This is a genomic window from Brachyspira alvinipulli ATCC 51933 (assembly GCF_000518245.1).
GTDB lineage: Bacteria > Spirochaetota > Brachyspiria > Brachyspirales > Brachyspiraceae > Brachyspira > Brachyspira alvinipulli.
Genome location: NZ_KI912403.1, coordinates 161,715 through 186,644 on the forward strand (window position 1 = coordinate 161,715; position 24,930 = coordinate 186,644).

21 protein-coding genes and 1 pseudogene are annotated in these 24,930 nt (G+C 27.4%); 10 read left to right on the top strand and 12 right to left on the bottom strand.

The genetic code is table 11. The features are described 5' to 3' along the window. Positions 1-3 precede the first annotated feature (3 nt). From T324_RS0108170 to T324_RS0108180, 3 genes are all read left to right on the top strand, one after another. On the top strand, positions 4-2,658 hold the full coding sequence (locus T324_RS0108170) for a valine--tRNA ligase (RefSeq protein WP_028329796.1): 2,655 nt from the start codon (positions 4-6) through the stop codon (positions 2,656-2,658). A 133-nt stretch (positions 2,659-2,791) separates the two neighbouring features. Continuing rightward, positions 2,792-3,811 (top strand): DUF2806 domain-containing protein, encoded by a 1,020-nt coding sequence (locus T324_RS0108175; RefSeq protein ID WP_028329797.1) that lies wholly within the window; start codon positions 2,792-2,794, stop codon positions 3,809-3,811. A 178-nt stretch (positions 3,812-3,989) separates the two neighbouring features. Further along, entirely contained in the window at positions 3,990-4,862 is an 873-nt protein-coding gene (locus T324_RS0108180) for a helix-turn-helix domain-containing protein (RefSeq protein WP_038375147.1), read from the top strand. A gap of 58 nt (positions 4,863-4,920) precedes the next feature. Here T324_RS0108180 and T324_RS18880 read toward each other — a convergent pair. Both T324_RS18880 and T324_RS0108185 read right to left on the bottom strand, forming a co-directional pair. Then, a pseudogene (locus tag T324_RS18880) lies at positions 4,921-5,043 on the bottom strand (type II toxin-antitoxin system RelB/DinJ family antitoxin); the annotation flags it as partial. 132 nt (positions 5,044-5,175) lie between these two features. Continuing rightward, positions 5,176-6,519: an MATE family efflux transporter gene (locus T324_RS0108185; protein ID WP_028329799.1), complete on the bottom strand. Its 1,344-nt coding sequence runs from the start codon at positions 6,517-6,519 to the stop codon at positions 5,176-5,178. 527 nt (positions 6,520-7,046) lie between these two features. On the opposite strand from T324_RS0108185, the gene T324_RS0108195 reads away from it, so the two are divergent. Then, positions 7,047-8,102 (top strand): serpulina hyodysenteriae variable surface protein, encoded by a 1,056-nt coding sequence (locus T324_RS0108195; protein ID WP_038375188.1) that lies wholly within the window; start codon positions 7,047-7,049, stop codon positions 8,100-8,102. Between the two features lie 61 nt (positions 8,103-8,163). Here T324_RS0108195 and T324_RS0108200 read toward each other — a convergent pair whose 3' ends face one another. After that, positions 8,164-9,507 (bottom strand): MATE family efflux transporter, encoded by a 1,344-nt coding sequence (locus T324_RS0108200; RefSeq protein ID WP_028329801.1) that lies wholly within the window; start codon positions 9,505-9,507, stop codon positions 8,164-8,166. Between the two features lie 308 nt (positions 9,508-9,815). Between T324_RS0108200 and T324_RS0108205 the strand changes: the two genes are divergently transcribed. Then, positions 9,816-10,163: a YqfO family protein gene (locus tag T324_RS0108205; protein ID WP_028329802.1), complete on the top strand. Its 348-nt coding sequence runs from the start codon at positions 9,816-9,818 to the stop codon at positions 10,161-10,163. On the opposite strand, the gene T324_RS0108210 is transcribed toward T324_RS0108205, so the two are convergent. From T324_RS0108210 to T324_RS0108235, 6 genes are all read right to left on the bottom strand, one after another. Beyond that, positions 10,152-10,934, bottom strand: coding sequence for a hypothetical protein (locus tag T324_RS0108210; RefSeq protein WP_028329803.1), 783 nt, complete (start codon positions 10,932-10,934; stop codon positions 10,152-10,154). The genes T324_RS0108205 and T324_RS0108210 overlap by 12 nt on opposite strands. Positions 10,935-10,960: 26 nt before the next feature. After that, positions 10,961-11,329, bottom strand: coding sequence for a flagellar hook-basal body complex protein FliE (fliE, locus tag T324_RS0108215; RefSeq protein WP_028329804.1), 369 nt, complete (start codon positions 11,327-11,329; stop codon positions 10,961-10,963). Positions 11,330-11,357: 28 nt separating this feature from the next. Continuing rightward, positions 11,358-11,819, bottom strand: coding sequence for a flagellar basal body rod protein FlgC (flgC, locus tag T324_RS0108220; protein WP_008724603.1), 462 nt, complete (start codon positions 11,817-11,819; stop codon positions 11,358-11,360). A gap of 32 nt (positions 11,820-11,851) precedes the next feature. Next, positions 11,852-12,280: a flagellar basal body rod protein FlgB gene (gene flgB, locus T324_RS0108225; protein WP_028329805.1), complete on the bottom strand. Its 429-nt coding sequence runs from the start codon at positions 12,278-12,280 to the stop codon at positions 11,852-11,854. A gap of 136 nt (positions 12,281-12,416) precedes the next feature. After that, on the bottom strand, positions 12,417-13,475 hold the full coding sequence (locus T324_RS0108230) for a tetratricopeptide repeat protein (protein WP_245580668.1): 1,059 nt from the start codon (positions 13,473-13,475) through the stop codon (positions 12,417-12,419). A 5-nt stretch (positions 13,476-13,480) separates the two neighbouring features. After that, on the bottom strand, positions 13,481-14,137 hold the full coding sequence (locus T324_RS0108235; RefSeq protein ID WP_028329807.1) for an HAD family hydrolase: 657 nt from the start codon (positions 14,135-14,137) through the stop codon (positions 13,481-13,483). 179 nt (positions 14,138-14,316) lie between these two features. Between T324_RS0108235 and def the strand changes: the two genes are divergently transcribed. The 4 genes from def (at position 14,317) to T324_RS0108255 (ending at position 17,806) form a co-directional block, all read left to right on the top strand. Beyond that, positions 14,317-14,880, top strand: a complete 564-nt coding sequence (gene def, locus T324_RS0108240) for a peptide deformylase (RefSeq protein ID WP_028329808.1) — start codon at positions 14,317-14,319, stop codon at positions 14,878-14,880. Between the two features lie 12 nt (positions 14,881-14,892). Then, the gene (locus T324_RS0108245; RefSeq protein WP_028329809.1) at positions 14,893-15,555 is read left to right on the top strand and encodes an HAD family hydrolase; all 663 of its coding nucleotides are present in this window, start codon (positions 14,893-14,895) and stop codon (positions 15,553-15,555) included. Positions 15,556-15,656: 101 nt separating this feature from the next. Then, positions 15,657-16,889, top strand: a complete 1,233-nt coding sequence (locus tag T324_RS0108250) for a M23 family metallopeptidase (RefSeq protein WP_028329810.1) — start codon at positions 15,657-15,659, stop codon at positions 16,887-16,889. 95 nt (positions 16,890-16,984) lie between these two features. Then, positions 16,985-17,806 carry a GGDEF domain-containing protein gene (locus T324_RS0108255; protein WP_028329811.1) on the top strand — a complete coding sequence of 274 codons (822 nt, stop codon included), beginning with the start codon at positions 16,985-16,987 and terminating at the stop codon, positions 17,804-17,806. Between the two features lie 13 nt (positions 17,807-17,819). Here T324_RS0108255 and T324_RS0108260 read toward each other — a convergent pair whose 3' ends face one another. Together T324_RS0108260 and T324_RS0108265 are read right to left on the bottom strand one after the other, a co-directional pair. Next, complete coding sequence (locus T324_RS0108260; RefSeq protein ID WP_028329812.1) at positions 17,820-18,905, bottom strand: methyltransferase; 1,086 nt, start codon at positions 18,903-18,905, stop codon at positions 17,820-17,822. Positions 18,906-19,156: 251 nt separating this feature from the next. Next, positions 19,157-20,752: a potassium/proton antiporter gene (locus tag T324_RS0108265; RefSeq protein WP_028329813.1), complete on the bottom strand. Its 1,596-nt coding sequence runs from the start codon at positions 20,750-20,752 to the stop codon at positions 19,157-19,159. Between the two features lie 362 nt (positions 20,753-21,114). On the opposite strand from T324_RS0108265, the gene clpB reads away from it, so the two are divergent. Beyond that, complete coding sequence (gene clpB, locus T324_RS0108270) at positions 21,115-23,694, top strand: ATP-dependent chaperone ClpB (RefSeq protein ID WP_028329814.1); 2,580 nt, start codon at positions 21,115-21,117, stop codon at positions 23,692-23,694. 37 nt (positions 23,695-23,731) lie between these two features. On the opposite strand, the gene T324_RS0108275 is transcribed toward clpB, so the two are convergent. After that, on the bottom strand, positions 23,732-24,820 hold the full coding sequence (locus T324_RS0108275) for a hypothetical protein (RefSeq protein WP_028329815.1): 1,089 nt from the start codon (positions 24,818-24,820) through the stop codon (positions 23,732-23,734). Between the last annotated feature and the right edge of the window lie 110 nt (positions 24,821-24,930).

Here is a 24,930-nt window from a genome sequence, read left to right on the forward strand (position 1 = left end):
AATATGAAACACACTTTAGAAGGGTCATACACCCCTAAAAACATCGAGGACAAATTATATAATTTCTGGAAAAGCAGCGGATTTTTCCATGCTGTTATGGATAAAAATAAAGAGCCATATTCTATAGTCATACCTCCTCCAAATGTTACAGGCGTACTTCATATGGGACATGGTCTTAATAATACGCTTCAGGATATACTTATAAGATTCCATAGAATGCTTGGAAAATGTACTTTATGGATGCCGGGAACAGATCATGCTGGTATTGCTACTCAAAACGTTGTAGAGAGAAGATTAAAGGCAGAAGGCAAAAATAAACATGATTTAGGAAGAGAAGCATTCGTTAAAAAAACTTGGGAAGTAGCTAATGAACATCACTCTATCATAGTAAAACAATTAGAGAAAATAGGATGTTCATGCGATTGGGACAGAGAAAGATTTACTCTTGATGAAGGACTTAGTAATGCTGTAAGAGAGGTATTTGTTGAGCTTTATAATCAGGGTTTAATATATAGAGGAAAATATCTTATTAACTATTGTCCTAGCTGCGGTACTGCTTTGGCTAATGATGAAGTAGAACATGAAGAAGTAGCAGGTGCTTTATATCATGTTAAATACCAAATAGAAGGAAAAGATGAATATATTGAAATAGCTACTACAAGACCTGAAACTATTTTGGCTGACGTTGCTATTGCTGTTCACCCAGATGATGAAAGATATGCTCATCTTACAGAACAAGATGTTTTAATACTTCCTATAGTAGGCAGAAAATTAAGACTTGTAAAAGATACTTATGTTGATAAAGAGTTTGGTACAGGAGCTTTAAAAATCACTCCAGCACATGACCCTAATGACTTTGCTATAGCTCAAAGACATAATTTAGAAATAATAAATATACTTAATGCAGACGGTACATTCAATGAAAATACACCTTCTAATTATCAAGGTAAAACAGTTAAAGAGGCAAGAGCTTTAATAATACATGAACTTGAAAAAATAGGTGCTTTCGTTGGTAAAGATAATATTAAACACCAAGTAGGACACTGTTATAGATGTCATAATGTTGTAGAGCCTTATTACAGCGATCAATGGTTTGTAAAAATGAAGCCTTTAGCAGAAAAAGCATACAAGGCTGTTAATGACGGAAATACAAAAATATATCCTGAAAGATGGATTAACACTTATAATCACTGGATGACTGATATCAGAGATTGGTGTATAAGCAGACAATTATGGTGGGGACATAGAATACCTGTTTGGTACTGTGATGACTGCGGTGAGATGATGGTATCAAAAAAAGATATTACAGAATGTACTAAATGTAAATCTAAAAATATTCATCAGGATGAAGATGTACTTGATACTTGGTTTTCTTCTTGGTTATGGCCTTTCTCTACTTTCGGATGGCCTGAAGTTAATGAAGAATTAAAATACTTCTACCCTACTACTGCACTTGTTACAGGTTATGATATATTATTCTTCTGGGTTGCTAGAATGATTATGGCAGGAACTCATTTTATGAATGATGTGCCTTTCAAAGATGTTTATCTTAACGGACTTATAAGAGATAAAATCGGAAGAAAAATGTCTAAGAGTTTAGGAAACGGTATTGACCCAATAGAAATTATTGATGAACATGGAGCCGATGCATTCAGATTTACTTTATCATTCATAACTTCATTAGGAGGTCAGGATATTTGGCTTGACAGAGAGCTTTTCAAAATGGGCGGAAAGTTTGCTAATAAAATATACAACAGTGCTAAATATATTTTTGGTAACATTGATAATAATGCCAATATAAAAGATTTAGATACTTACACTCTTGAAAATAAAGATAAATGGATATTATCAAGACTTCAGAAAGCTATTGAATCAACTACTCAAAAATTAAAAGAGTATAGATTCGATGAGACTTCTCAAACAATTTATAAATTCTATTGGAATGAATTCTGTGATTGGTATATAGAGATAAGCAAATTCGATTTAAAAGATGAAAGCAAGAAAGAAAAAACTATTGCTGTTCTTTTATATGTACTTGAAGAATCAATGGCTATGATTCACCCATTCATGCCGTTTATCACAGAAGAAATTTATTCTAATTTACCAAAGCATAATATTGATTCAAAAGCATTAATGATTAGAGAGTATCCAAAAGCTAATGCTAAATATATATTTGAAGATATAGAAAAAGATTTCAACTTGATTCAGGATATAGTGTCAGGAATAAGAAATTCCCGTTCATCATTTAATTTGCCTCCGAACAAAAAACTTGATGTAATAATTCGCTATACTTCAGATTATTTCAAAAACACAGCAGAAAGCTATAAGGATATTATATCATCGCTTTCGCTTACAGAATCATTGAATATAGTTTCATCAAAAGACAGTGAAAGAAACAAGGGTTCATTCGTTAAAGTATTTGAAGGCGGTGAAATCAATGTTAATCTTGTAGGCATCATAGATTTAGAAGCAGAGAAGAAAAGATTAGAAAAAGAAGCTGCAGGATACAAAAAAGATTTAGAAGCTGTAAACAGAAAACTTTCTAATGAAAACTTTATGAGCAAAGCTAAACAGGAAGCTATTGACACAGAAAACAGAAAGAAAAAAGAGTTTGAAGATAAATTAAAAGGTATAGAGGAAGTTTTATCTTCTCTATAATTTTTAATAATATTTTATAATTAAAAACTTGGCTTATGTTTGTTAATGTAAGTCAAGTTTTTTTATTTAAAAAATTTACTATTGACAAATAATTATTATTTAATATTATAAAAAATAACTACGGAATGTAATTATGGAAATAAAAGATTTAGCAGGATTATCTGAACCTCTAAAAAAATTAGCAGAAACTATTTCTAATGCTATTGGAAAATTATATGAACCAACGCATATTAAAAGAATTGCAAAAGCAGAATCATTTAAAAGAGATTTAGAATTAAAAGATAAAATAAAAGAAATAAACGAAATCTCTAATGTATTAAAAGATAAAGAAATAGTCAATGTTAATTATAATACAGATAATGTTTCTTTAGACAATAAACCGCTATTAGAAAGAACATATAATAGACTTTTATATCAGGAAATAGAAAGAACAAATAATATTGATAATATTGTAATAAAAGTTATTGAAAAATTAAAAGATGAAGAAAAAGTTTCTGATGCCCCTGTAGATAAAGATTGGACTAAAAAATTTTTTAATATAGCACAAGATATAAGCGATGAATATATGCAGGAATTATGGGCTAGAATATTGGCAGGAGAAATAAAACAGCCTAATAGCTTTTCGCTTAGAACTTTAGAAACATTAAAAAATATATCTAAGGAAGAAGCAGAACTTTATGTAAAGGTATCAAAGTTTTTATTCTATAGTATTAATAGCGATTATTGTTTATTTAAAAATATACCTTTATTGGAAAAATACAATATTAAATTTTCCGATATATTAAAACTTATGGATGCAGGTTTGTTTGTCAGCATCGAAAAATTGGCTATTAGTATTTTTGAAAACTTAATAACTATATCGAATAATAATTATCTTTTTAATATAAAATTAATAAATAGTATTAATGTATTTGATATGAATAATCCTATTAATAGTCATCAAATTCCAATATATAAAATATCTGAAGCAGGCAAAGAAATATTAAAATTAATAGATGAAAAGTGTTCAAATGATGACTTTTTTATTGATAATGTCAAATATATAAAGAAAAACTATTGGAATGTAGAACTTATATTAAAAAAAATAGAAAAAATAGATTTTGAAAAAGGTTTTATACATACTAAAGGTAATAATTTAATTGATAGTATATAAAACACTTCCATTATTTTAAAAAATATATTTGCATTAATAAACATCAAAATTACTCCCATTCATTTTCAAGCCTTATATATAAAGCAAAAAATATAAGTGATTATAAGCTCATATTTCATACTGATATAAACTTATAAAATTTGTATATAGTATAAACTTTTTTTAAGGTGCAATAATAATGAATGATAAAAAAAGATACTATTCTATAATACCAGCTGAAGTAAAATACAATAAAAAATTAAAAGCTATTTCAAGACTTTTGTATGCAGAAATAGCTTCTCTGACTAATGATAAAGGCTACTGCTGGGCTTCAAATGCATACTTTGCTGAACTTTATTCTGTAAGCAAAAGCACCATATCAAGATGCATATCAGAGTTAAAAGAGAACGGTTATATAAAAATAGACTATGAAAGAAAAAACACCAACATTGAAAAAAGAAAAATATTTATAAACAGCATATCAGACAGGGTATCATCAAAATTGACAAGGGGGTATAGTCAAAATAATCAAGGGGGTATTGTCAAAAAAGTCAAAGATAATAATAAATTTAATATTAAAAAGAATAAAGAGTCTCACTCTGAATTTGATTTGTTTGTAAATGAACTTTCTAAAGTTTTTTACAGACTCACATTCAATAAAGCAGACAGCCTCTCAAAAATACATTGCTTCAAAACCAAAGAAAAACAGGAAGAATTAATAAATATATTTAACAACAGACGCTTTTGCTGGAAGGACTCTATAAAGTATGCTGAAATAAGAGTAAAAGACAAAAATAATATATCAGCTATTTGGCTTGATTTTATAAGCTATTTAAAAGTGTATTTAATAAACGGAGATAAAGAAAAACTTATAAAAAGGCATTACACTAAAGATGAATTATTAAAACGCGAAAAAAGATTAAAAGAAATAGAAAATATAAAATTACAAAAAGAAAGAGAAGAACAAAAAATACTGCTTGAAGAAGAAAAGAAGCTCGGTATAGATAATATGACAGAAGATGAAATTATAGAGTTTACTAAAAACCGTTTTAAACATCTTAAACGATGCTGACAAGTTTTGTTATATAATTTTTAATTAAGTTAGTTTTTTATTATTGACAAAAAAATCAAATACTAATTATACAAATAGAGGTTATCAAAAATATATTAATAGCAGTATTAAAATCCAAACCTAGATAATTAAAAAGTTTATCAGCTTCATCTTTTAATTTATCATCAATTTTAATAGTTATTTATGACATTTATATTACTCCATAGATATTTATTATATCTGTAAACTAATTACATACAATATTATTTCGTTAGGTTAGTCAATTAAAAAATTAAGTCTATACAAAATATATTTATATAGACTTAAAAAATAATTAATTTCTAATTAAGACATCAATGCTTCTGTTTTTGTATAAAGCTATTGATACAATTAATGTTATAATCTCGCTTATAGGAAGAACCAAAACAAGACCTAAAAATCCTAATACATTTGGTAATGTTAATACCAGCAAAACAGGTAAAATTAAAGTTCTTAAAGCAGCAATCAAAGCAGATGCTCCAGCCTTTTGAATAGAAGTATAATAGGCACTCATTATTATATTTATACCAACGCATATAAAAATTGGTATAGATGCCCTTACAAAAAACATAGCATCTTCAGCAGTTTTTGAATCTATATTTTTTAATAAAGCATTAACTAATATACTTGGATTTATAAGCAATATTACAGAAGCTGATATTGATAATGATGAAACAAATATCATTCCCATTCTTAGAAAATCTCTCATCTTGTTTTTATTTTTAGCTCCGTAAGAAACACTGATTAAAGATGATAAAATCTCTCCAACATCGCTGGCTATCATTATAAAAAATGTAATTATATAATTGGCAGCAGAGTAAATAAGTATTCCATTGTTTCCTAATATTTTGTATGCTGTTATATTGAATAGCCATGGTATTATTCCGGAAGAAATATTGCTTAGAAATTCAGAAAAACCATTTAATATAGCTTTGAATATATAATTCCAGCCTCCGTATACTTTTATGATTTTTATTCTGCATTTAGGATTCAAAAAATATGAAAGCCCTATAATAAATGAAATAATATATGAAAAAGCTGTAGCCCAAGCAGCACCTGAAATACCTAATTTTAATACCACTATAAATATAGCATCTAATATTATGTTTATTAAAGATGAAGTTATAAACATTAATGATGCAAATTTTGGAGAACCATTTAGTCTTATAAATTGACTGAATACATAAGCCATTCCCCAAAAGAATACCGCTGCAATAACACCGTTAATATATTCTAATGAAAAATTATATATGTTTCCATGTGCTCCGAATAATGGAAGCAATGTTTCTCTAAATATATAAATTAATATTAATACAGGAGTAGTTAAAGTAACAACTGTTATTAAAGTTTGAGTGAATATTAAACTCGCACGTCTCATATTATTTTCACCAATACATTTTCCTGCTATAGCAATTGAACCTAATGTAAGCATGACGTATAAAGCAAATGATAAAGCTGTTATTGGCCAAACAATACCTATTGCTGAAAAGGCTTCTGATGATATGAAATTAGCTACGAATAAACCGTCTATAAATACTGCTGAACTTTCTGTAAGCATTCCAACCATACTTGGAACTGCATAGTTTATAAATATTTTTTTACTAGAGTTTTCTTTTAAAACTTTATTATTAAGCTGCATAGTACACCTCATAGATTGGTATATACCTAAATAAATATACTTTGTCAGAAATATTTTTTTAATTTTAAATATCTGCCCAACACGCTGTGTGCTTAAGCACCACACCTCTTATTTTGCCGACGTAGGCAACCCGCCTATGACGTTTGTAATTGCACTTTTTGCAACTTTTTGCGGCGGGAAAAAGTTGAATAAAAAAATTGACAAAGTTAAAAATTTTTTAGTATATATATTTTTAAAATGTTTTTATAGATTAAATTGATTGATTATTGAAAAAATTAGAATACTTTTATAAGTGATTTATATATAAAGAATAATATATTAAGTTTTAAAATTAAAGAGCCTAACATTTATTTATCCCCATTAATAAAATAAATTATAGTCCGATTTTTTACTAATTAGTATAATGTATTTTTATTTTTATGTCAAGGTTATATGACTATGTAATTATAATCAGTATTTACTTTATTTTCATATTTGTTATAATCGCTTCTCCCAATATGAAAATATAAAAAGGAACTATGAAAAAAATGAAAACATTACTTACTTTTATTTTACTATCTATCATTATGACGGCATCGGTATTTGGTATGTACGGATATAATAATGATTGGATAGATTTTTTAGTAGACAGCAGTCAGCTTAGGGCTAGAATGGATCAATTCGGTTTTATATTAGGCAATGATAATATTAGAGGTACTTTAGGTTTTAAAGCGGACACGGGATCATTCGGCAATATAATGAATTATGTTAATAATGGAAAATCATCATTAGATGCAACAGTTTCTGCCGGTTTAGCTTATACTTCAAATCCAATAAGCATTGGTATAGGATATAATTACACTTATATAGATTCTCAATTAGATGTGCATACTCCTGTACTTTTATTGAATGCATTAGATAACAGCTTAAGAATATGTATTCCTTTTCAAATATCAAGTTCTAAAAATGTAGAAAATTCTGATTATTTAGGTTTAAGTACGACAACAGAAATGAGATACTATACAGGAAAAGATTCAATTAATGCTGTTAGGCTTTATATCAATTATGGAAAAAATTTATATAAAAACGGAACAATTGTAAATTCAGCTTCTTCTTTCGGTTTTGAATTAAGATTTTATTTTATTCCTGTTACTATTGAAACAGTTTGGATTAATCCTTTTATAAAAATATTATATGCTTCATCATTGGATGCAAAGGGTAAGGGAGTTATTGATGAGAATATAGACAATTTAGTAAATGTTCAATCTCACAGCAGAATATTGTACTCATATAATGCCAATGAAATATATGAATCAAATCCGTATATTGTGCGAATAACTCAGGCATTATCATTATATGCAAGTTCAGAATTTGCAACTTTATATTTTGAACCCAGCATTGGTTATAAAATTATATACAATGGGAAAAAAGGAGGAAATCTTATACATACTCTCACTTGGGGAGCTTATTCGGAAGTAAGGCTGCATCCTGTAAAAGATTTAGAATGGTATTTTGAAATGGGTGTAAACAGCGGTGCTAATAATTCAATTCCTGTTAACTTTAGATCTGCCACAGGAATTAATTGGTATTTGCCTAAAATATAATTAATATGCCGAAATGATTTTTAATTTGATAAGATTAATCATTTCGGTATATATATTGAAATCAATCTTCAATCAAAAGATCAGCACTTCTGTTTTTGTATAATGCAAATGAAACTATTAAAGTAACAACTTCGCTTATAGGAAGAACCAAAACCAAACCAATAAAACCAAATATGTTCGGCAAAGTCAATACTAAAGAAATAGGTAAAATCATACTTCTTAAAGCAGCAACAATAGCAGAAGCTCCCGCCTTTTGTACCGATGTATAATAGGCACTCATTATAACATTGATTCCAACTCCTATAAATGTAGGTATTGAAGTACGTACAAAAAACATAGCATCTTCAAAAGTTTGATTATCAACATTCTTCAAAAGAGTATTAACAAGAAGACTAGGATTAATTAAAAGCACAACAGAAGCAAGTATTGATATAAAAGAAATTAAAGATACAGATATTTTTAAAAAGTCTTTCATTCTGTTTTTATTTCTAGCACCATAAGAAACACTAACTAAAGGTTCTAATGCCTCTCCTACCGAATAAGCAAGCATTATAAAAAACATAATAGCATAATTTGCAACAGAGTACGCCAATATTCCTCTATTGCCTGAAATATTGTAAGCTGTGATATTAAACAGCCAAGGAATAAGACCAGATGAAAGATTGCTTAAAAACTCTGAAAATCCATTAAAAGCAGCCTTTATTATATATATCCATCCTCCGTAAACTTTTATGATTCTTAATCTGCAATTCGGTTTGAAGAAATATAATAACCCCATTATAAAAGCTATAATCTGCGATATTGCCGTAGCCCAAGCAGCACCTGCTATTCCAAAATGAAAAACTATAATAAAAAGAGGGTCCAATATCATATTCACTATAGATGATATTATAAACATAGAAGATGCAAATTTAGGTGCTCCGTTAAGCCTTACAAATTGACTAAGTACATAGGCCATTCCCCAAAAGAATGTAGCAAAAAGCACGCCCTCAATATAATCTAATGATAAATTATAAACCTTTCCATGTGCCCCAAAAATAGGAAGTAAAGATTCTCTAAATATATAAACTACAATAAGAGGAAAACTTGCTATTGTAAGAACCACTATTAAAGTTTGAGTAAATATTAAATTAGCACGTCTTATATTATTTTCGCCTATGCATTTACCGGCAAGAGCAACGGAGCCTATTGTAAGCATTACATATATACCGAATGATAATGCCGTTATAGGCCAAACTATATTAATTGCAGTAAAAGCTTCCGGAGATATGAAATGCGCCACAAAAAAACCATCTACGAATACTGCCGCACTTCCCATTATCATGCCTAATATGCTAGGCACAGCAAATTTAGAAAACAAGCTGATACTGCTGTTATCTATCAAAGTTTTATGATTAAGTTCCATTTTTTATTCCTTAAAATCAAGAACATACAAATTAAGAAAATATAATTAAGTCTTTTATACCAATTCTATAGAAAAGAAAAATAATGAGTTAAACGAAATTTAGAGGATATAAAAATATCTATTAATAGTTTAAATAAAATACTATAAAAACAAATAAACATTTTACTACAACCTTATAAGATTTTTATATATTAATAGTATGTTTTTAGACTAAGCCAAGTATAATATTTTATATGATTATGTCAAGCTGGTATTTAAAATATTTTTAAGTATATTATAATATAGCTAAAAATCACGGAGATATAAAAATGAATTTTAAAAAAGTAAAAATGGAAATATATATACCAGAAGAATATACCCCAAAATTAAGAGAGGCTTTGAATAATATAGGAGCATTAGGAGTTGGAAATTATGATAATGTAATGACTGTAACAAAAATTACAGGATATTGGCGTCCTCTTGAAGGAGCTAATCCTTTTGACGGAAAAGTTAATGAAATATCCGAGGCACCTGAAGATATGGTAGGATTTTCAACCGATGCTAAAAACATACCAAATATAATAAATGTTATAAAAGAAGTTCATCCTTATGAAGAGCCTGTTATAAATATTATACCGCTTTTAAATGATAAGTTTGATGTGAATTTAAACTATTGAAAATATATCTTTTATAATATAAACAAAATCATTTTTTGGAAACTTTTGAATATTAACAATATTTTCTACAGCATCAGCAAAATATAATTTATTTTTACTAGGCAAATAAGATACAGCAAATATTTGAGCATTTGTACTTAATAATTTTTCTTTTGTATAACCATACTCAGACATCTCTATTATACGTTCAGGTATATTGTCTCCCATAAAAATGAATACGGCATGATTATATAATTTAGCTTTTAATATTTTTTCTTTTTCATTATCATCTTTTTTGAAAAGTTTTTGATTATCATCTATATATAAATCAAATATTTCATTTAACTCATTTTTTATATTATTCAAAACAGCTTCGCCGTCTTTATCAATATCAATTAAAAAGAAATAATATGCATGTATGATTAAAGACTTTTTATTTTTAATAACTTCGGCATTAATAAAAATCCTCGATGAATTGACAGAATACATACTATATCCGAAATATCTTAATCTGTCTATTATATGATCCTTAGCTACTGTTTTATTTAATTCATGTTCAAATATGGAATTATATTTTATAAAATTTAATTTTCTTTTATTAATTCCTGCAACATCAATATACATAAAAACTAGTGTGATAATTTCTAATATTATTAATGCTATGGTGATATATATTTGATTTTTATTATAGATTGAGAAAAAAATTAAGTTGGCAAACGCTATGGCTATTAAACCATAAACGCTTGCCCTTAATAACTCTTTTTTGAAGGAGAACAGCTTATTATTGTTCATTATTACTAATTTATTTGATGAATTTATTATCTATAAGTAGTTACTTCTTGATATGCTCTAACAGCTCTATCAACAACGGCTTTTGTAAAACTGAGTGATAATTCAGCTTCAGCAATAGCATTCATCACATCGGATACATCTACCTGATCCGGTCTTATACCAGCCTGTACTATTATATTATCTCTATCAACTTGCTTCTGATTAACAGCATCAATAGCATCGCTTAACATTGTGCCGAAATTGCTGATTAAATCATTGCTGGAACTTCTTCTGATCTGCTGAGCTGGTCCGTAATGTCTAGGATCTGTAGTTTTTAATACAAATCCGTAATTGTCACCTACATTTCCTGTTTTTGTATTTACACTATAAGAACTCATTACATTATTAATATTCATAAAAATATCCTTATACACAAATTATTCATTAATATCTAATTATATTCAAAGCACTTCCAAACATAGTTTTAGCAGATTGAATCATAGTAGAGTTTGCCTCATAAGCCCTTGAAGCTTCCATCATATCAACCATTTCTGTAACTGGGTTAACATTAGGCATTTCAACATATCCCGCTTTTTCACCATATTTAATAGCATCTGGGTGTGAAGGGTCATAAACAAATCTAGTTGCAGTTTCCATATCTTTTTCTATACTGAAAACTCTTACTCCTGTACCAACATTAGGCTGTAATGCCTCTGGTAAGAAAGGGCTTCTATATTTATTGCCGTCATCTCTAGGCTTAAATATAACTCTGCTTCTTCTAAAAGCTCCGCCCTCTGTTGTACGTGTTGTATTAACGTTTGCTATATTATCCGCTATAACATCTAATCTAGTTCTCTGAGCAGTTAAACCGCTTCCTGATGTATTGATAATTGAAAATATTCCCATTTTACTGTCTCCTTAAAGAATGATAAATATAATTAAGCATTTCCTATCATTCTTCTAATTTCTCTATACTGAGCATTAACTATTTGTGTAAACATTTGATAACGTAAAGTGTTTTTAGCTTCTTCAGCCATTTCTTTATCTATATCAACATTATTTTTATCATTTCTATAGCTTGTGTCATAATCCACTGTAAGATTTGGTGTAACCTGCTTATAATCCATAGGCATGTGGAAAGGAAAATGTCTTGAATCTGTCCTTTTAGCTTCCATACCGTCATACTTTTCACTATCTAAAGCTCTTGCAAGCTGATATTCAAAAGTTACATCGCTTCTTTTAAAATTCGGAGTAGATACATTTGCTATATTATCCGCTATAACCTCAGCTCTTAGTCCATAAACATTCAAAAGTTTTTTAGCTACCGTCATAGTCTTAGCATAGGTTGTATCAGCAAACATACTCATAGGTTTTAACTCCTAAATAAGATAATACTTACAACTATTGTCGGTTTAATTAAAAAGTGCTTTAATAATTTTTTATATATTATGTAAATAAATCAAGAATATAATATTTTCAAAAATAAAATCATATTTACAGAGTTTACTTAAAATACAAACTATTCATAACATCTTTAGCAAATGATATTAAACTGCTGCTTATTATAACTGTAGATGAAATAGTGAGTATTATGGATTCTTCGCCTTTGCCTACTACCGCTATTGCATTGAAAAAATCATTTTTATTTATTTTTGAAGTGAATATAAACTCAGCGAATAAGTCATTATAGTTTTCTCTTTGTTTTATTGATATAGGAGTAATTATAGAATAAAGCTCTCCTCTTCTGCTTTTAAATCCGTCAAAAAGTTCTCTTATACCCTTTTCATCGTATTTTTTATCACTGTAGCTTATTATTATTGATATTCTATTATCCGGGCTTTCTATTTTTAATACGGCTCCATCTATAAAAGCATTAAAATTTTCAGGAACTAATAAATGAAATCTATCAGGATTAGCTTGAATAGAAACTAAATTGCCAATATTAAATTTAGCATTATCTCTTAAATATTTAATATCAGCTATTCTGTTAATAATATTTATATCATTACCGCTTATATTCAATGCATTTTCCAAAATATCAAGAGCATAATCATATTTATATATTGCTTTATAAGAAACTGACATATTAATCATAGACAATATATCATTATTATCTATAGATATGGCTTTTTTATATTTTTCTATGGCTTCTTCATATTTTCCTTCCATAGAAAGAATAATTCCATACTCTCCGTAAACATTGGAATTAACATCTCCCAAACTTATAAGCTTTTCTATTACATTTTTAGCATCATCATACTGATAAGTGCTTATAAGAGCGTCTATCTTATTTTCAAGCAATTCCTTATCATCTTTTATATATTCAAGAGCTTTATCAATCAATTCTATTACAGCTTTATAATTTTCTTCCTCATAATAAATATCAGCCAAAACTAAATAACCGTATTTATATTTATTATCCTTCTTTATCAATTCTAATGCCAATCTTTTAGCATAATCAATATTATTTAACTCTATTAAATTATTTATCTTCTCTACAACAATTTCATTATTTTCTTTTAAAATATCTTTAATGTCATTATCTAAATTACTAACAGGCATATAATTCATCTCCATTCGGCTATTATAAAACCTTTATCTTTATTTTTTAAAGCATGTTCCTTTAATCTTTTATCCGGATTAACACATATTTTAGTGTCGGCAAAATTAAAAAGAGGTAAATCACTTATAGAGTCGCTATATGCTATATTTTTATAACTATAATTTGGAAATAATTGCTCTGTAAATAATCTGTATCTCTTAGCCTTACCATAACAGTTTTTTCCATACATATAGCCTGTGTATTTTCCTCTAAAAGTCCATAATTCTGTACCGAAACATTTATCAAAACCTAAATTACTTGCTATATATTTAGCATAAATTTCAAAACTCGCAGTTACCAAGATTAAAGTATATCCTTTGCTCTTAAGTGTTTTTATCTCTTCCAAAGCATCTTTATAATACAAATTTGGAACTACAGTATCAGCAAACTCTTTACCTATTTTATCTCCGAAATCTATATCAATATTTTTGAATATATGTGCAATTCTATATTTTACGCTTTCATTATCTATAATTTTAAAAACAAACAATAAAAAATACGGTATCAAAATAATATAGTGTATAAAACTTTTAGGATTCTTTTTTAAATAGAATTTCATAAACGGAACTATTGAATCTTTATTTAATATAGTTTTATCTAAATCAAAAAATGCTACTTTCATATAATTGTATTCTACTACAAAAAAATCATTTGTCAAAGGAATTTAATAAATTTAAGTATAAAAAATTATGTAAACTGACAAAGAAAATAGCTTGACTATAAGTAAAAAATTTAATATTATATATTGAATTAATTAATAATGAATACAAATGTAATACATATACAATTTTAGGAGAGAATATGCTAAGAGAATTAGTAATATACGGAGATGAAAGACTGCAGCAAGTATCAGAAAAGATAGAAAAGATAGATGATGAAATATTAACTTTAATAGATGATATGTTTGAAACTATGTATAAAGAACGCGGAGTTGGACTTGCAGCTGTTCAAATTGGGATATTGAAAAGATTGATTGTTATATCTGTACCTGATTTAGATGATGAGAAAAAGCCGGATTTTAAATTGGCACTTATAAATCCAGAAATAATTTGGCATTCAGATGAAATGGAAATATTAGAAGAAGGTTGTTTATCTTTCCCAGAAATAAGAGATGATGTTGCCAGATATCAAAAAATAAAAGTAAAATATTTAGATAAAGAAGGAAATGAACAAATCTTAGAGGCAGAAGACTATATAGCAAAAGTTCTTCAGCATGAGATAGATCATACAAACGGAATATCTTTTATAGATAGATTGGAATCATATCAAAAAAGAAGATTAAAAAAAGAATTAAAAGAACTTAGAAATAATACTGTACGCGGTATAAAAAAGATGAATAACAGACAAGCATTACAAAATAGCTGATATAAATTGATTATGATTAAAAATATAATATTTGATTTAGACGGCACTTTAGTAGATTCCATATATGATATATATTGCTGCGTTAATTTCACTTTAAAGCAGTTTAATTTAGAAAGTATTTCAATGGAAGAAGCACATAAATTTGTAGGTAATGGTGCCGGAATGTTAATAAAACGTGCTATTAATAATGGTAAACATAATACAGAATATTTAAATAGTATTGAAGATGATGTATATAATTTTTATGTTAAATATTATGAAAAGCATTGTATAGATAATACTAAACTTTACGATGGTGTTTATGATACTTTAAAAAAGTTATACGAATCAAACATAAATATGTTCATCATTACTAACAAACCGAATGATATAGCAATCAAAACAGCAGAAAAATTAAACATAATTAATTACTTTAAAGCTGTTATCGGAGATGGATTTTATCCTTATAGAAAGCCAGATGTTAATATATGGTATAATTTGAAAAAAGATTATAATTTATCTGAAAATGATACTATAATGGTTGGAGATGGTATTGCTGATTATGAATTTGCTGTTAATTCTAAAATAAAGGTATTATTAGCATTATATGGAATAACAGATAAAAACATTCTTTTAAATTTAAAAAACAATTATTACTTAAATTATATTTTTGAAGTTTCCGATTATTTAAGTTAAATTAACTATAAAAAAAAAAGAAAATTACATACTTGACAATACTAAAAAATGTTTGTATATTAGAAGAAATTATTTATTAGTATTAATTTAACAGTAGCAATATGAAAAATAAGAATTTTAAGTACACCAAAATCCATAACAAAAAAAATATATTTTATGATTTCATAGAGTATATAAAGAGAAAATGTACATCTAATTCATCAAATAGGATAAGAACAACTTATGTACATTCAATGAGGTATAATAATAAGAACAAGAATAATATGTTTTCTAATATTATTAAAAAGTTCGCTATAAGTGTAGTTTCATTTTCGTTATTTCTGTTTTTAGCTAATTTTTTAATAATAAATATGCGTCAAACATCAAATGCTGCTTTGCTTCCAGATGATAAGATGCCTGTAACTACTGGAACTGTATATAATAAAATATTAGATGAAATGAAACCTGAACAAATCAGTGCTGTTCCATCCAATATAGCAGTACCAACTGTTACAACAGCTGCTGTATCATTGGAAAATGCTACAGATGTATTTTATGATTCAATAACATCAGACAATACTTTAGCAGGCGACGGCACTATAGGAATGAAATATGATGAATATGTAATAGAAGACGGAGACAACTTAACTATTATATCAAGAAAAATAGGTGCTAATTTAGATACTTTAGTAAGTGTTAATAAAATAAGCAATGCTAATAGATTAAGCCCAGGACAAAAAATAATCGTTCCAAACCGTAATGGGCTTTTATACACAATGAAAAAAGGCGAAACTTTAGCTGATGTTACAGACAGATATGATGTATCTTTAACTAGAGTTTTGACATTCAATAAAATAGATGATGCTAACTCTATACGCGAAGGCGATGATATATTCCTTCCAGGTGCTAAATATACTTTAGATGAAAGAATAGATAAATTCGGACAAATGTTCAGCTTGCCTACAACTGTAACTAGAATAAGCAGTGTATTCGGATATAGAGTTGATCCTTTTACTGGCGTGAGAACTAAGCATATGGGTGTAGATATACCAGGAAGACTTAATACTCCTGTATATGCTTCAAGAAAAGGAAAAGTTATATTTGCAGGATATAGCGGCGGTTATGGTAATTTAGTAATAGTACGTCATGATAAAGGTTATACTACTTATTATGGACACCTTAATTCTATAACTACAAGAGCTGGTGCTAATGTAGGAGTTGGTGTTATGATAGGAAGAATGGGAAGTACAGGAAGATCTACAGGAAGCCATTTACATTTTGAGGTTAGAAGAAATGGTGTGGCATTGAATCCTGCTGATTTCATACCTATTAAGAGATTTATTAGAAGAAGATAAATAAATTAAAATATATAAAAAGGAGGATTTATTCCTCCTTTTTTATTAAGAAATATTTTTGACAAACTATTATATTTTTGTATATTTATATAAATATGAATGATATTATAAAAATTATAAAAACATTGAATGAAATACCAGAACCTTTTTCTGTAGATGGAATAATAAAAACTTTTGAAGCTAGTTCTAAAAAATTAATAAAAAGTTTTGCCATTTATTTTTATAAAGAAGGTTCTTCAGAAGCATCATTATGGTATATATCTGATAATAAATCAGTAATGAATAAAAAAGAAAATAATGAACAATATTCTTTATTTGCAAGAGGCAATAAATTCGGATTTATAATTATTAATAGCGACAATGATAAAGAAACTATATCTATCTTGGTAAATTATCTATCAATAATATTATATAGTGAAAAATTATCTTTTTTAGCTAATAGAGATAAACTTACAGGGCTTTATAATAGAGGTTATATACTTAAATATTTATATGAGAAAGAAAATGCTAATGAAATATACTCTATAGTTATAATAGATTTAGATAAATTCAAGCATTACAATGATACTTACGGACATAATATAGGGGATCATGTATTAAAAAATGCTTGTAAAAGTATGAAAGAAGCATTGAAAAAAATAGAATTTAAATCTATATTGGCAAGATATGGAGGAGAAGAATTTATTATATATTTTGATATAGATAATAAAAAAGAACTTTATGATTCTATGGAAATTATACGTGAGCATTTAGCAAAAACTGATTTCTCAACAGATGAATATTCATTAAAAGCAACTGCTTCTTTAGGCGGTGCTGTAAAAGAAAAACAAATGAATCTTAGTGAATTTATTAATAAAGCAGACAAATCTCTTTATAATGCTAAAGAAACCGGAAGAAACAAATCTGTAATATTATAAACAATAAAAAAAATTATTTTAATCTAAAATTAAGCAAAGAATGATAAGTATCGCCTATATTGTGATATTCTTTTATAAGTTTAAATCCTTCTTTTTCTATAGTATCCACCAAAAGCATATAAGGATACATTTTGCTGTTTCCATTTGCAATAGCTGTAAAATATAATGAAGTAGCTTGAATAGAAAAAGCAGACGATATATATTTCTGCTTATCCCAAAGAGGCTCTAAAATAAATATATCTGTTTCTTTATCTGCACATTTCTTTACTTTATTCATTATAAGTTTAATATTTTCAATAGAAAAACAATCTAAAAACTGACTCATCCAAATTACATCGCAATTTAAAGGAAGATTAGTTTTTTCATCTAATATATTCATTGGAAAATACTCTACCCTATTTTGAAACCCATTATCTTCTATATTCTTTTTAGCTAATTTTATCTGACCATCCAAATCAATCAATAAGCATTTAACATTTTCATTATATTTTAATGCTGACAATGAGAATTTTGCCGTATTAGTTCCTATATCCATTATATTTTTTCTGCTTCTGTCAAAAATAATAGGCAGAGAACTTTCATAACATCTATCAGAATAATAGTTATCAAACTCTATCCAGCTCTTTCTGTCATTATCTGGTATAGAAGAAAGTCCGCTGTATATGGTTTCATAATCGCCGAATACTTTTAATCCCTCTGGTTTGGAATTTATTAAACTATCATTTAAATAAAACATTCCCTTATAGCATATATCATTTATAAAATTAATATTCACTCTAGTTAATTTATCATTTAAAAGAAAAAAGCCTATTTTTCCTAAAACATATTTATTAGGATTAGAATTTTTTACTATTTTTATTAATGATAATCCCAAACTTAATTCTAATAATACAGATAAAGCATACTCTGACAAATCAACTTTTTTTAGTATATCCTGAGCAGTTATCCCTATATCCCCGCTGTCTTCTATGGTTTTAAGTATATTAAAATCTATCATACACTTAGATACTTGAAAAACTATTGGGGCAAAAGCTATTTTTTGTGCTTCAAATCTTGCATCTACTGCTTTTATATTATCATCATAAAATTCTTTTAGCATAAATAAAATATCCAAACTATTATTTAATTACAATTCTTTAATTGAGTATATTTAGAAATATAAAAAAAGTCAATTATTTATGATTAGCAAATGATTAAAAAGTCACTTTTATTTAGCTTTATAAGAGTAAAGCTAAATAAAAGTGGGAGATTATTTATGAAAAATACTATATATTATAACCATTACTTATAAAAATGGTAAAATATAGAGAATCATTTTTAATATTTTCTTGATTTTTTCTCAAATTTATTTTACACATCTCTTAGTAATACAATATCTTTATCTTTAATCATTGTATTACCTCTAGGGATAACTGTTCCGCCCTCTCTTTTTATCATTACTATTAAATTATTTTTAGGCAAATTTAAATCTTTAAGCTCCTTATCTCTCCAAGGATGATGTGTATTAATATGTATCTCTCTAAGGCTTATATCATAATATTTAGTTCTCTTAGCATTAAGTATTACAACATCGCCTTCTTCTATAACAGTTTTTCCATTAGGTATAACAGTAGTCTCTCCTCTTTCTATAGTCACTATAATAGAATTTTCTGGAAGCTCTATATCCATTATTTGTCTATTTATCCAATGATGATTAGGAGGTATTGTAATTTGTATAAGCTCCATATCAGAATCATCTACATAGTCGTTGAATGTTTTAAGTACATTTTCATCAGAGTCTACCAACCCCAATTTTTTAGCTATTATAGGAAGCAATGTACCTTGGAACAATACAGATATTATAGCCAAAAAGAAAACTATATGAAATATATCATAACTTATACTATTATTATTTACTATTACAAATATGGCAAATACTATCGAAGCTGCTCCTCTTAAACCTGCCCACATAACAAGAAGCTGTTTTTTTAATGATACTTTAAAAGGCATAAGTATAGAAAATACGGCTATAGGTCTGGCTATAAATGTTACAAATAATGCTACATAAATTGCTGTAGGTGCAACATTGAATAGTCTTGAAGGAAATGATAAAAGCCCTAATAAAAAGAACAATACCATTTGCATAAGACCTGTAACCCCGTCAAAGAAATGAACCAAAGTAACTTTATTTTTAATTCTAGTATTACCTAAAACAATACCAACTATATAAACTGTTAAATATCCATTTCCTCCTATTATAGAAGAAAGTGAATATGAAAGCAGTGCTACAGCAAGTACAAATATAGTATCAAGTCCGTTCACTGGAAATTTAAATCTTCTAAGCATATTATAAGCCATAAAAGACACAGCAGCAGCTACAACCAAAGCAAAAGCAATTTGAGCAAAAACCATATAAATAATAGATAAAGGACTTGTTAAAGTTTTACCTATAAGCCCTAAAAATATTACAGTAAGCATATATGACATAGGGTCATTACTTCCACTTTCTAATTCCAATAATGAAGCCAAACCATCCTTTAAGTTCAAACTTCTTGAACGAAGTATTGAGAACACAGAAGCAGCATCCGTAGAACCTATAACAGAGCCTATCAAGAAACTTTCAAATAATTCAAACTTAAGCACAAAATAGCATAATGCCCCTGTAACCATAGATGTAATAAAAGTACCTATAAATGATAAAAGAAATGCTTTCTTTGCAACCGGTTTAGCTACATTCCAATTAGTTCCGAATCCTCCGTAAAACATTATAAAAATTAAAGTTATAGTACATAATTGTTCTGCAATTTTGTAATCATCAAACCGTATCTTTAAAAGTCCGTCACTTCCAAAAATCATTCCTAAAAGCAAAAAAAGTAAAAGAGATGGGACTCCTACTTTAATAGAAATTTTACTAACTATTATACATAATATAATTATTATAGATGATAATAATATTGACGAATTCATAAAAATAAAAAACCTTATAAAATATTCTATATATTATATATACTATTTTAAAAAAAATACAAATATTATATTTATGAAACTATGATAAAGAATGATAAAAAATATATATAATGAAACAGTGGGCAAAAATTAATAGTAAATCGTTTTATTTTTATACAATAATGAAATTTTAGTCTATCAAATTTATACAGATATAAATACAACAAATAATTATAAACACAAAAAATAAAAAATAACCGTATAATAATAATACATTTACTATTACCATTTTGGCACATTTTTTGCATACATATAAATAAAAGCAATTGAATGCTTAAAATTATAAAGGAGTTAGGCGGTTTAAACCGTCAATTAATTAGAATATGGATTATAACAAATATACAATAAAAGCACAAGATGCAATTAATGAAGCTGCTAATATAGCAAATGGTGAAGACCATAATGAAATAAAAAGCGAACATTTACTTTTAGCACTATTAAAACAAGAGGACGGACTTATTCAGCCTTTAGTTGAAAGAATAGGTGTTCCTATAAATACATTGATAGATAAAACTCAAAGATTAGTTGATGAAAATGTAAAGGTAACAGGTGAAAATGTACAATTACATTTATCATCTAATGCTGGAAAAATTTTAGCTAAGGCAGAAAAAGAAGCCAATGCTTTGAAAGATCAATATGTATCTACAGAGCATATATTCTTAGCACTTGTTGATGCTGATAATAAAGCAGGCGACATGCTTAGAAAAAGCGGCATAAGTAAAAAAGAAGTTTTAAGTGCATTAAAAGATTTAAGAAAAGGTCAAAGCGTTAATAGCCAAGACCCTGAAGCTAAAATGCAGGCACTTGATAAATACTGCCGTGATTTAACTTCATTAGCAGAGGCTGAAAAAATTGACCCTGTTATAGGACGTGATGAAGAGATAAGAAGAGTTATGCAGGTATTATCAAGAAGAACAAAAAATAATCCTGTACTTATAGGTGAGCCTGGTGTTGGTAAGACTGCTATTGTTGAAGGACTTGCTAGAAGAATAGTTTCTCAGGATGTACCAGACGGACTTAAAGATAAAAGATTATTAGCTTTGGATTTAGGTGCATTAGTAGCTGGTGCTAAATTTAGAGGAGAGTTTGAAGAGAGATTAAAGGCTGTTATTACTGAGATAGAAAAATCTGAAGGTAACATAATATTATTTATAGATGAGCTTCATACTCTTGTAGGAGCTGGTGCTACTGAAGGTGCAATGGATGCTTCTAACCTATTAAAACCTGCATTAGCTAGAGGCGAATTGAGAGCAATAGGTGCAACTACTTTAGATGAATACAGAAAATATATTGAAAAAGATAAAGCACTTGAAAGAAGATTCCAACAAGTTTATTGTAAAGAGCCTAGTGTTGAAGATACTATTTCAATATTAAGAGGTTTAAAAGATAAATACGAAGTTCATCATGGTGTTAGAATAAAAGATGATGCATTAGTTGCTGCTGCTGTTTTATCTAACAGGTATATAACTAATAGATTTTTGCCTGATAAAGCTATTGACTTGGTAGATGAAGCTGCAAGCCAATTAAAAATAGAGATAGACAGTCAGCCTACAGAACTAGATAAAATAGAAAGAAAGATTTTACAGCTTAATATAGAAAAACAAGCTCTTTCAAAAGAAAATGATGCTGCTTCTAAAGAAAGATTAGGAAAGTTAGAAAAAGAATTATCTGAACTTTCTGAAGAACGCAACGCTATGAAACTTCAATGGGATAATGAAAAAGGAAGAATTGAAGAGACAAGAAAATTAAAAGAAGAACTTGAAGCTTTGAATATAAAAGAAACTCAATACACAAGAGAAGGAAATTTAGCAAAAGCTGCTGAAATAAAATATGGTAAAATACCGGAACTGCAGAAAAAATTAGAAGAAGCTACTAAAGCTATGGAAGAGGCTAAAAACTCTGATAAGAAAAGACTTTTAAGAGAAGAGATTTCTGAAGATGATATAGCTAGAGTAATATCTGTATGGACTGGAATACCTGTAAGTAAAATGCTTGCAAGTGAAAAACAAAAATACTTACAGCTTGAAGAAGTATTACATAAGAGAGTTGTAGGACAAGATGAAGCTATAACTTCAGTTGCTGATGCTATTAGAAGAAACAGAGCAGGACTTTCTGATGAAAATAAACCTCTTGGAAGTTTCTTATTTATAGGACCTACTGGAGTTGGTAAAACAGAACTTGCTAAAACACTTGCTGATTTCTTATTTAGTGATGAGCATGCTTTAACAAGAATAGATATGAGTGAGTATATGGAGAAATTCTCTGTTACTAGACTTATAGGAGCTCCTCCAGGATATGTAGGTTATGATGAAGGAGGACAATTAACAGAAGCAGTTAGAAGAAGACCTTATTCTGTTATATTATTTGATGAGATAGAAAAAGCTCACCCTGATGTATTTAATGTTTTACTTCAGATATTAGATGATGGAAGACTTACTGACGGACAAGGAAGAATAGTAGATTTCAAAAATGCTATTATCATAATGACAAGTAATTTAGGTTCTGACCTTATTCTTGAAGCTAATGATACAAAAGACATAAAAGAAAAGATTCAGGAACTATTAAAGATGTCATTTAGACCGGAGTTCTTAAACAGAATAGATGAGATAATAACATTTACTAGACTTGACAAAAAATACATTGCTGAGATAGTAAGAAATCAAATAGCAAGAGTTGCTAACAGACTTAAAGACAGAAGAATAACTTTAGATGTAAGCGATGAGGCTATAGACTATATTGCTGATATTGGTTATGATCCTCAGTTTGGAGCAAGACCATTGAAAAGAGCTATACAAAATTATATAGAAAATCCTTTAGCAAAAGAAATGCTAGCTGGTAAATATTTAGAAGGAGATACTATAAAGGTAAAAAAATCAGGAGATAGTTTAGTTTTTGAAAAATAATTAAAAATGCAGATAGGGTTATTATTATTTAATAACCCTATTTATATTTAGAAATGTAATTTATTGCTTCTTCAATACTATTTTTAGAAAAGTTTACATAATCTTTTATTTCATTTATATTAGTTTTTATATATCTTTGAACTTTTTTATTAATTATATATTTTAAATATCTATCTATAATTTTAATATTAACTATATTAATATTTTCAATTTCATTTACATCAAAATATTTTTTTATCAATTTCATAGCATATAAATTTATATTATACCTAAAATCATCTCTTTTATTTCTTATAGGAATGAACCATACAAGTCTGTCTACAAATATATGGAATTGATTACTAAATTTATATAAATACATATCCATAAAAACAGTTAATTCATTTAAAGAAATTATATCATTCACATTTTTTTTATCTCTCAAAGCATTAATTGGAATTTTTTTATTTTTAGACTTCTCTTGATTAAAAGGATATGTAGGAAAGCTATATATTTTAGCAAGTACAGAAAAAGCACTTTGATCATGTCTATTTTCAATAAATATATCAGCATTTGGAATTTTGGAAGGAGTATCATCAATTAGAGAAAAATCATCATAATAAATTTGAAGCCATTTTTTTATCAATTCTATATTACTAGTATTTTTTAATAAAAAGAAACAAGTTGCTGCTAGTTGATGAGTATCTATAATATTTGTATCATCTAATACATTAAAATAATTGAATAAATCTGATTTAGTCCACATTTTTTCTGGGTAAGATGTTTTAAAACATAATGCCCCTTTCTCTATAACAATATCTAAATATTCATAAAATATATTAATACTTTCTTTATTAAAATGGCAACCTATATCGGCATAAAATAAAATATCATCATCATCCATAGATTCTAATATATTTAATATAACAAATGGTTTCCAGCACCAATAACCAAAACCTCTACTAGATGACAATTTAGGACGAAGCAAACTTTCAAATTTTTTATCATAAGGTAGATTATATTCATGATATATAAAAATTTCATCAAAGATATTAAAACTTTCTGCTTGTTTTTTAAATCTAATAGCAGAAGGATACAAATCCAAATTATGGAATGCACATAAATATACTTTTTTATCTTTATACATTGTGCATCCTATAAACATAATAAAAAATAAAATTTAAATTTTTTATTATGATAAAATAAAAATATATAAAGATATTATAATGTTTAGTTACTTGACTTGACTTGACTTGA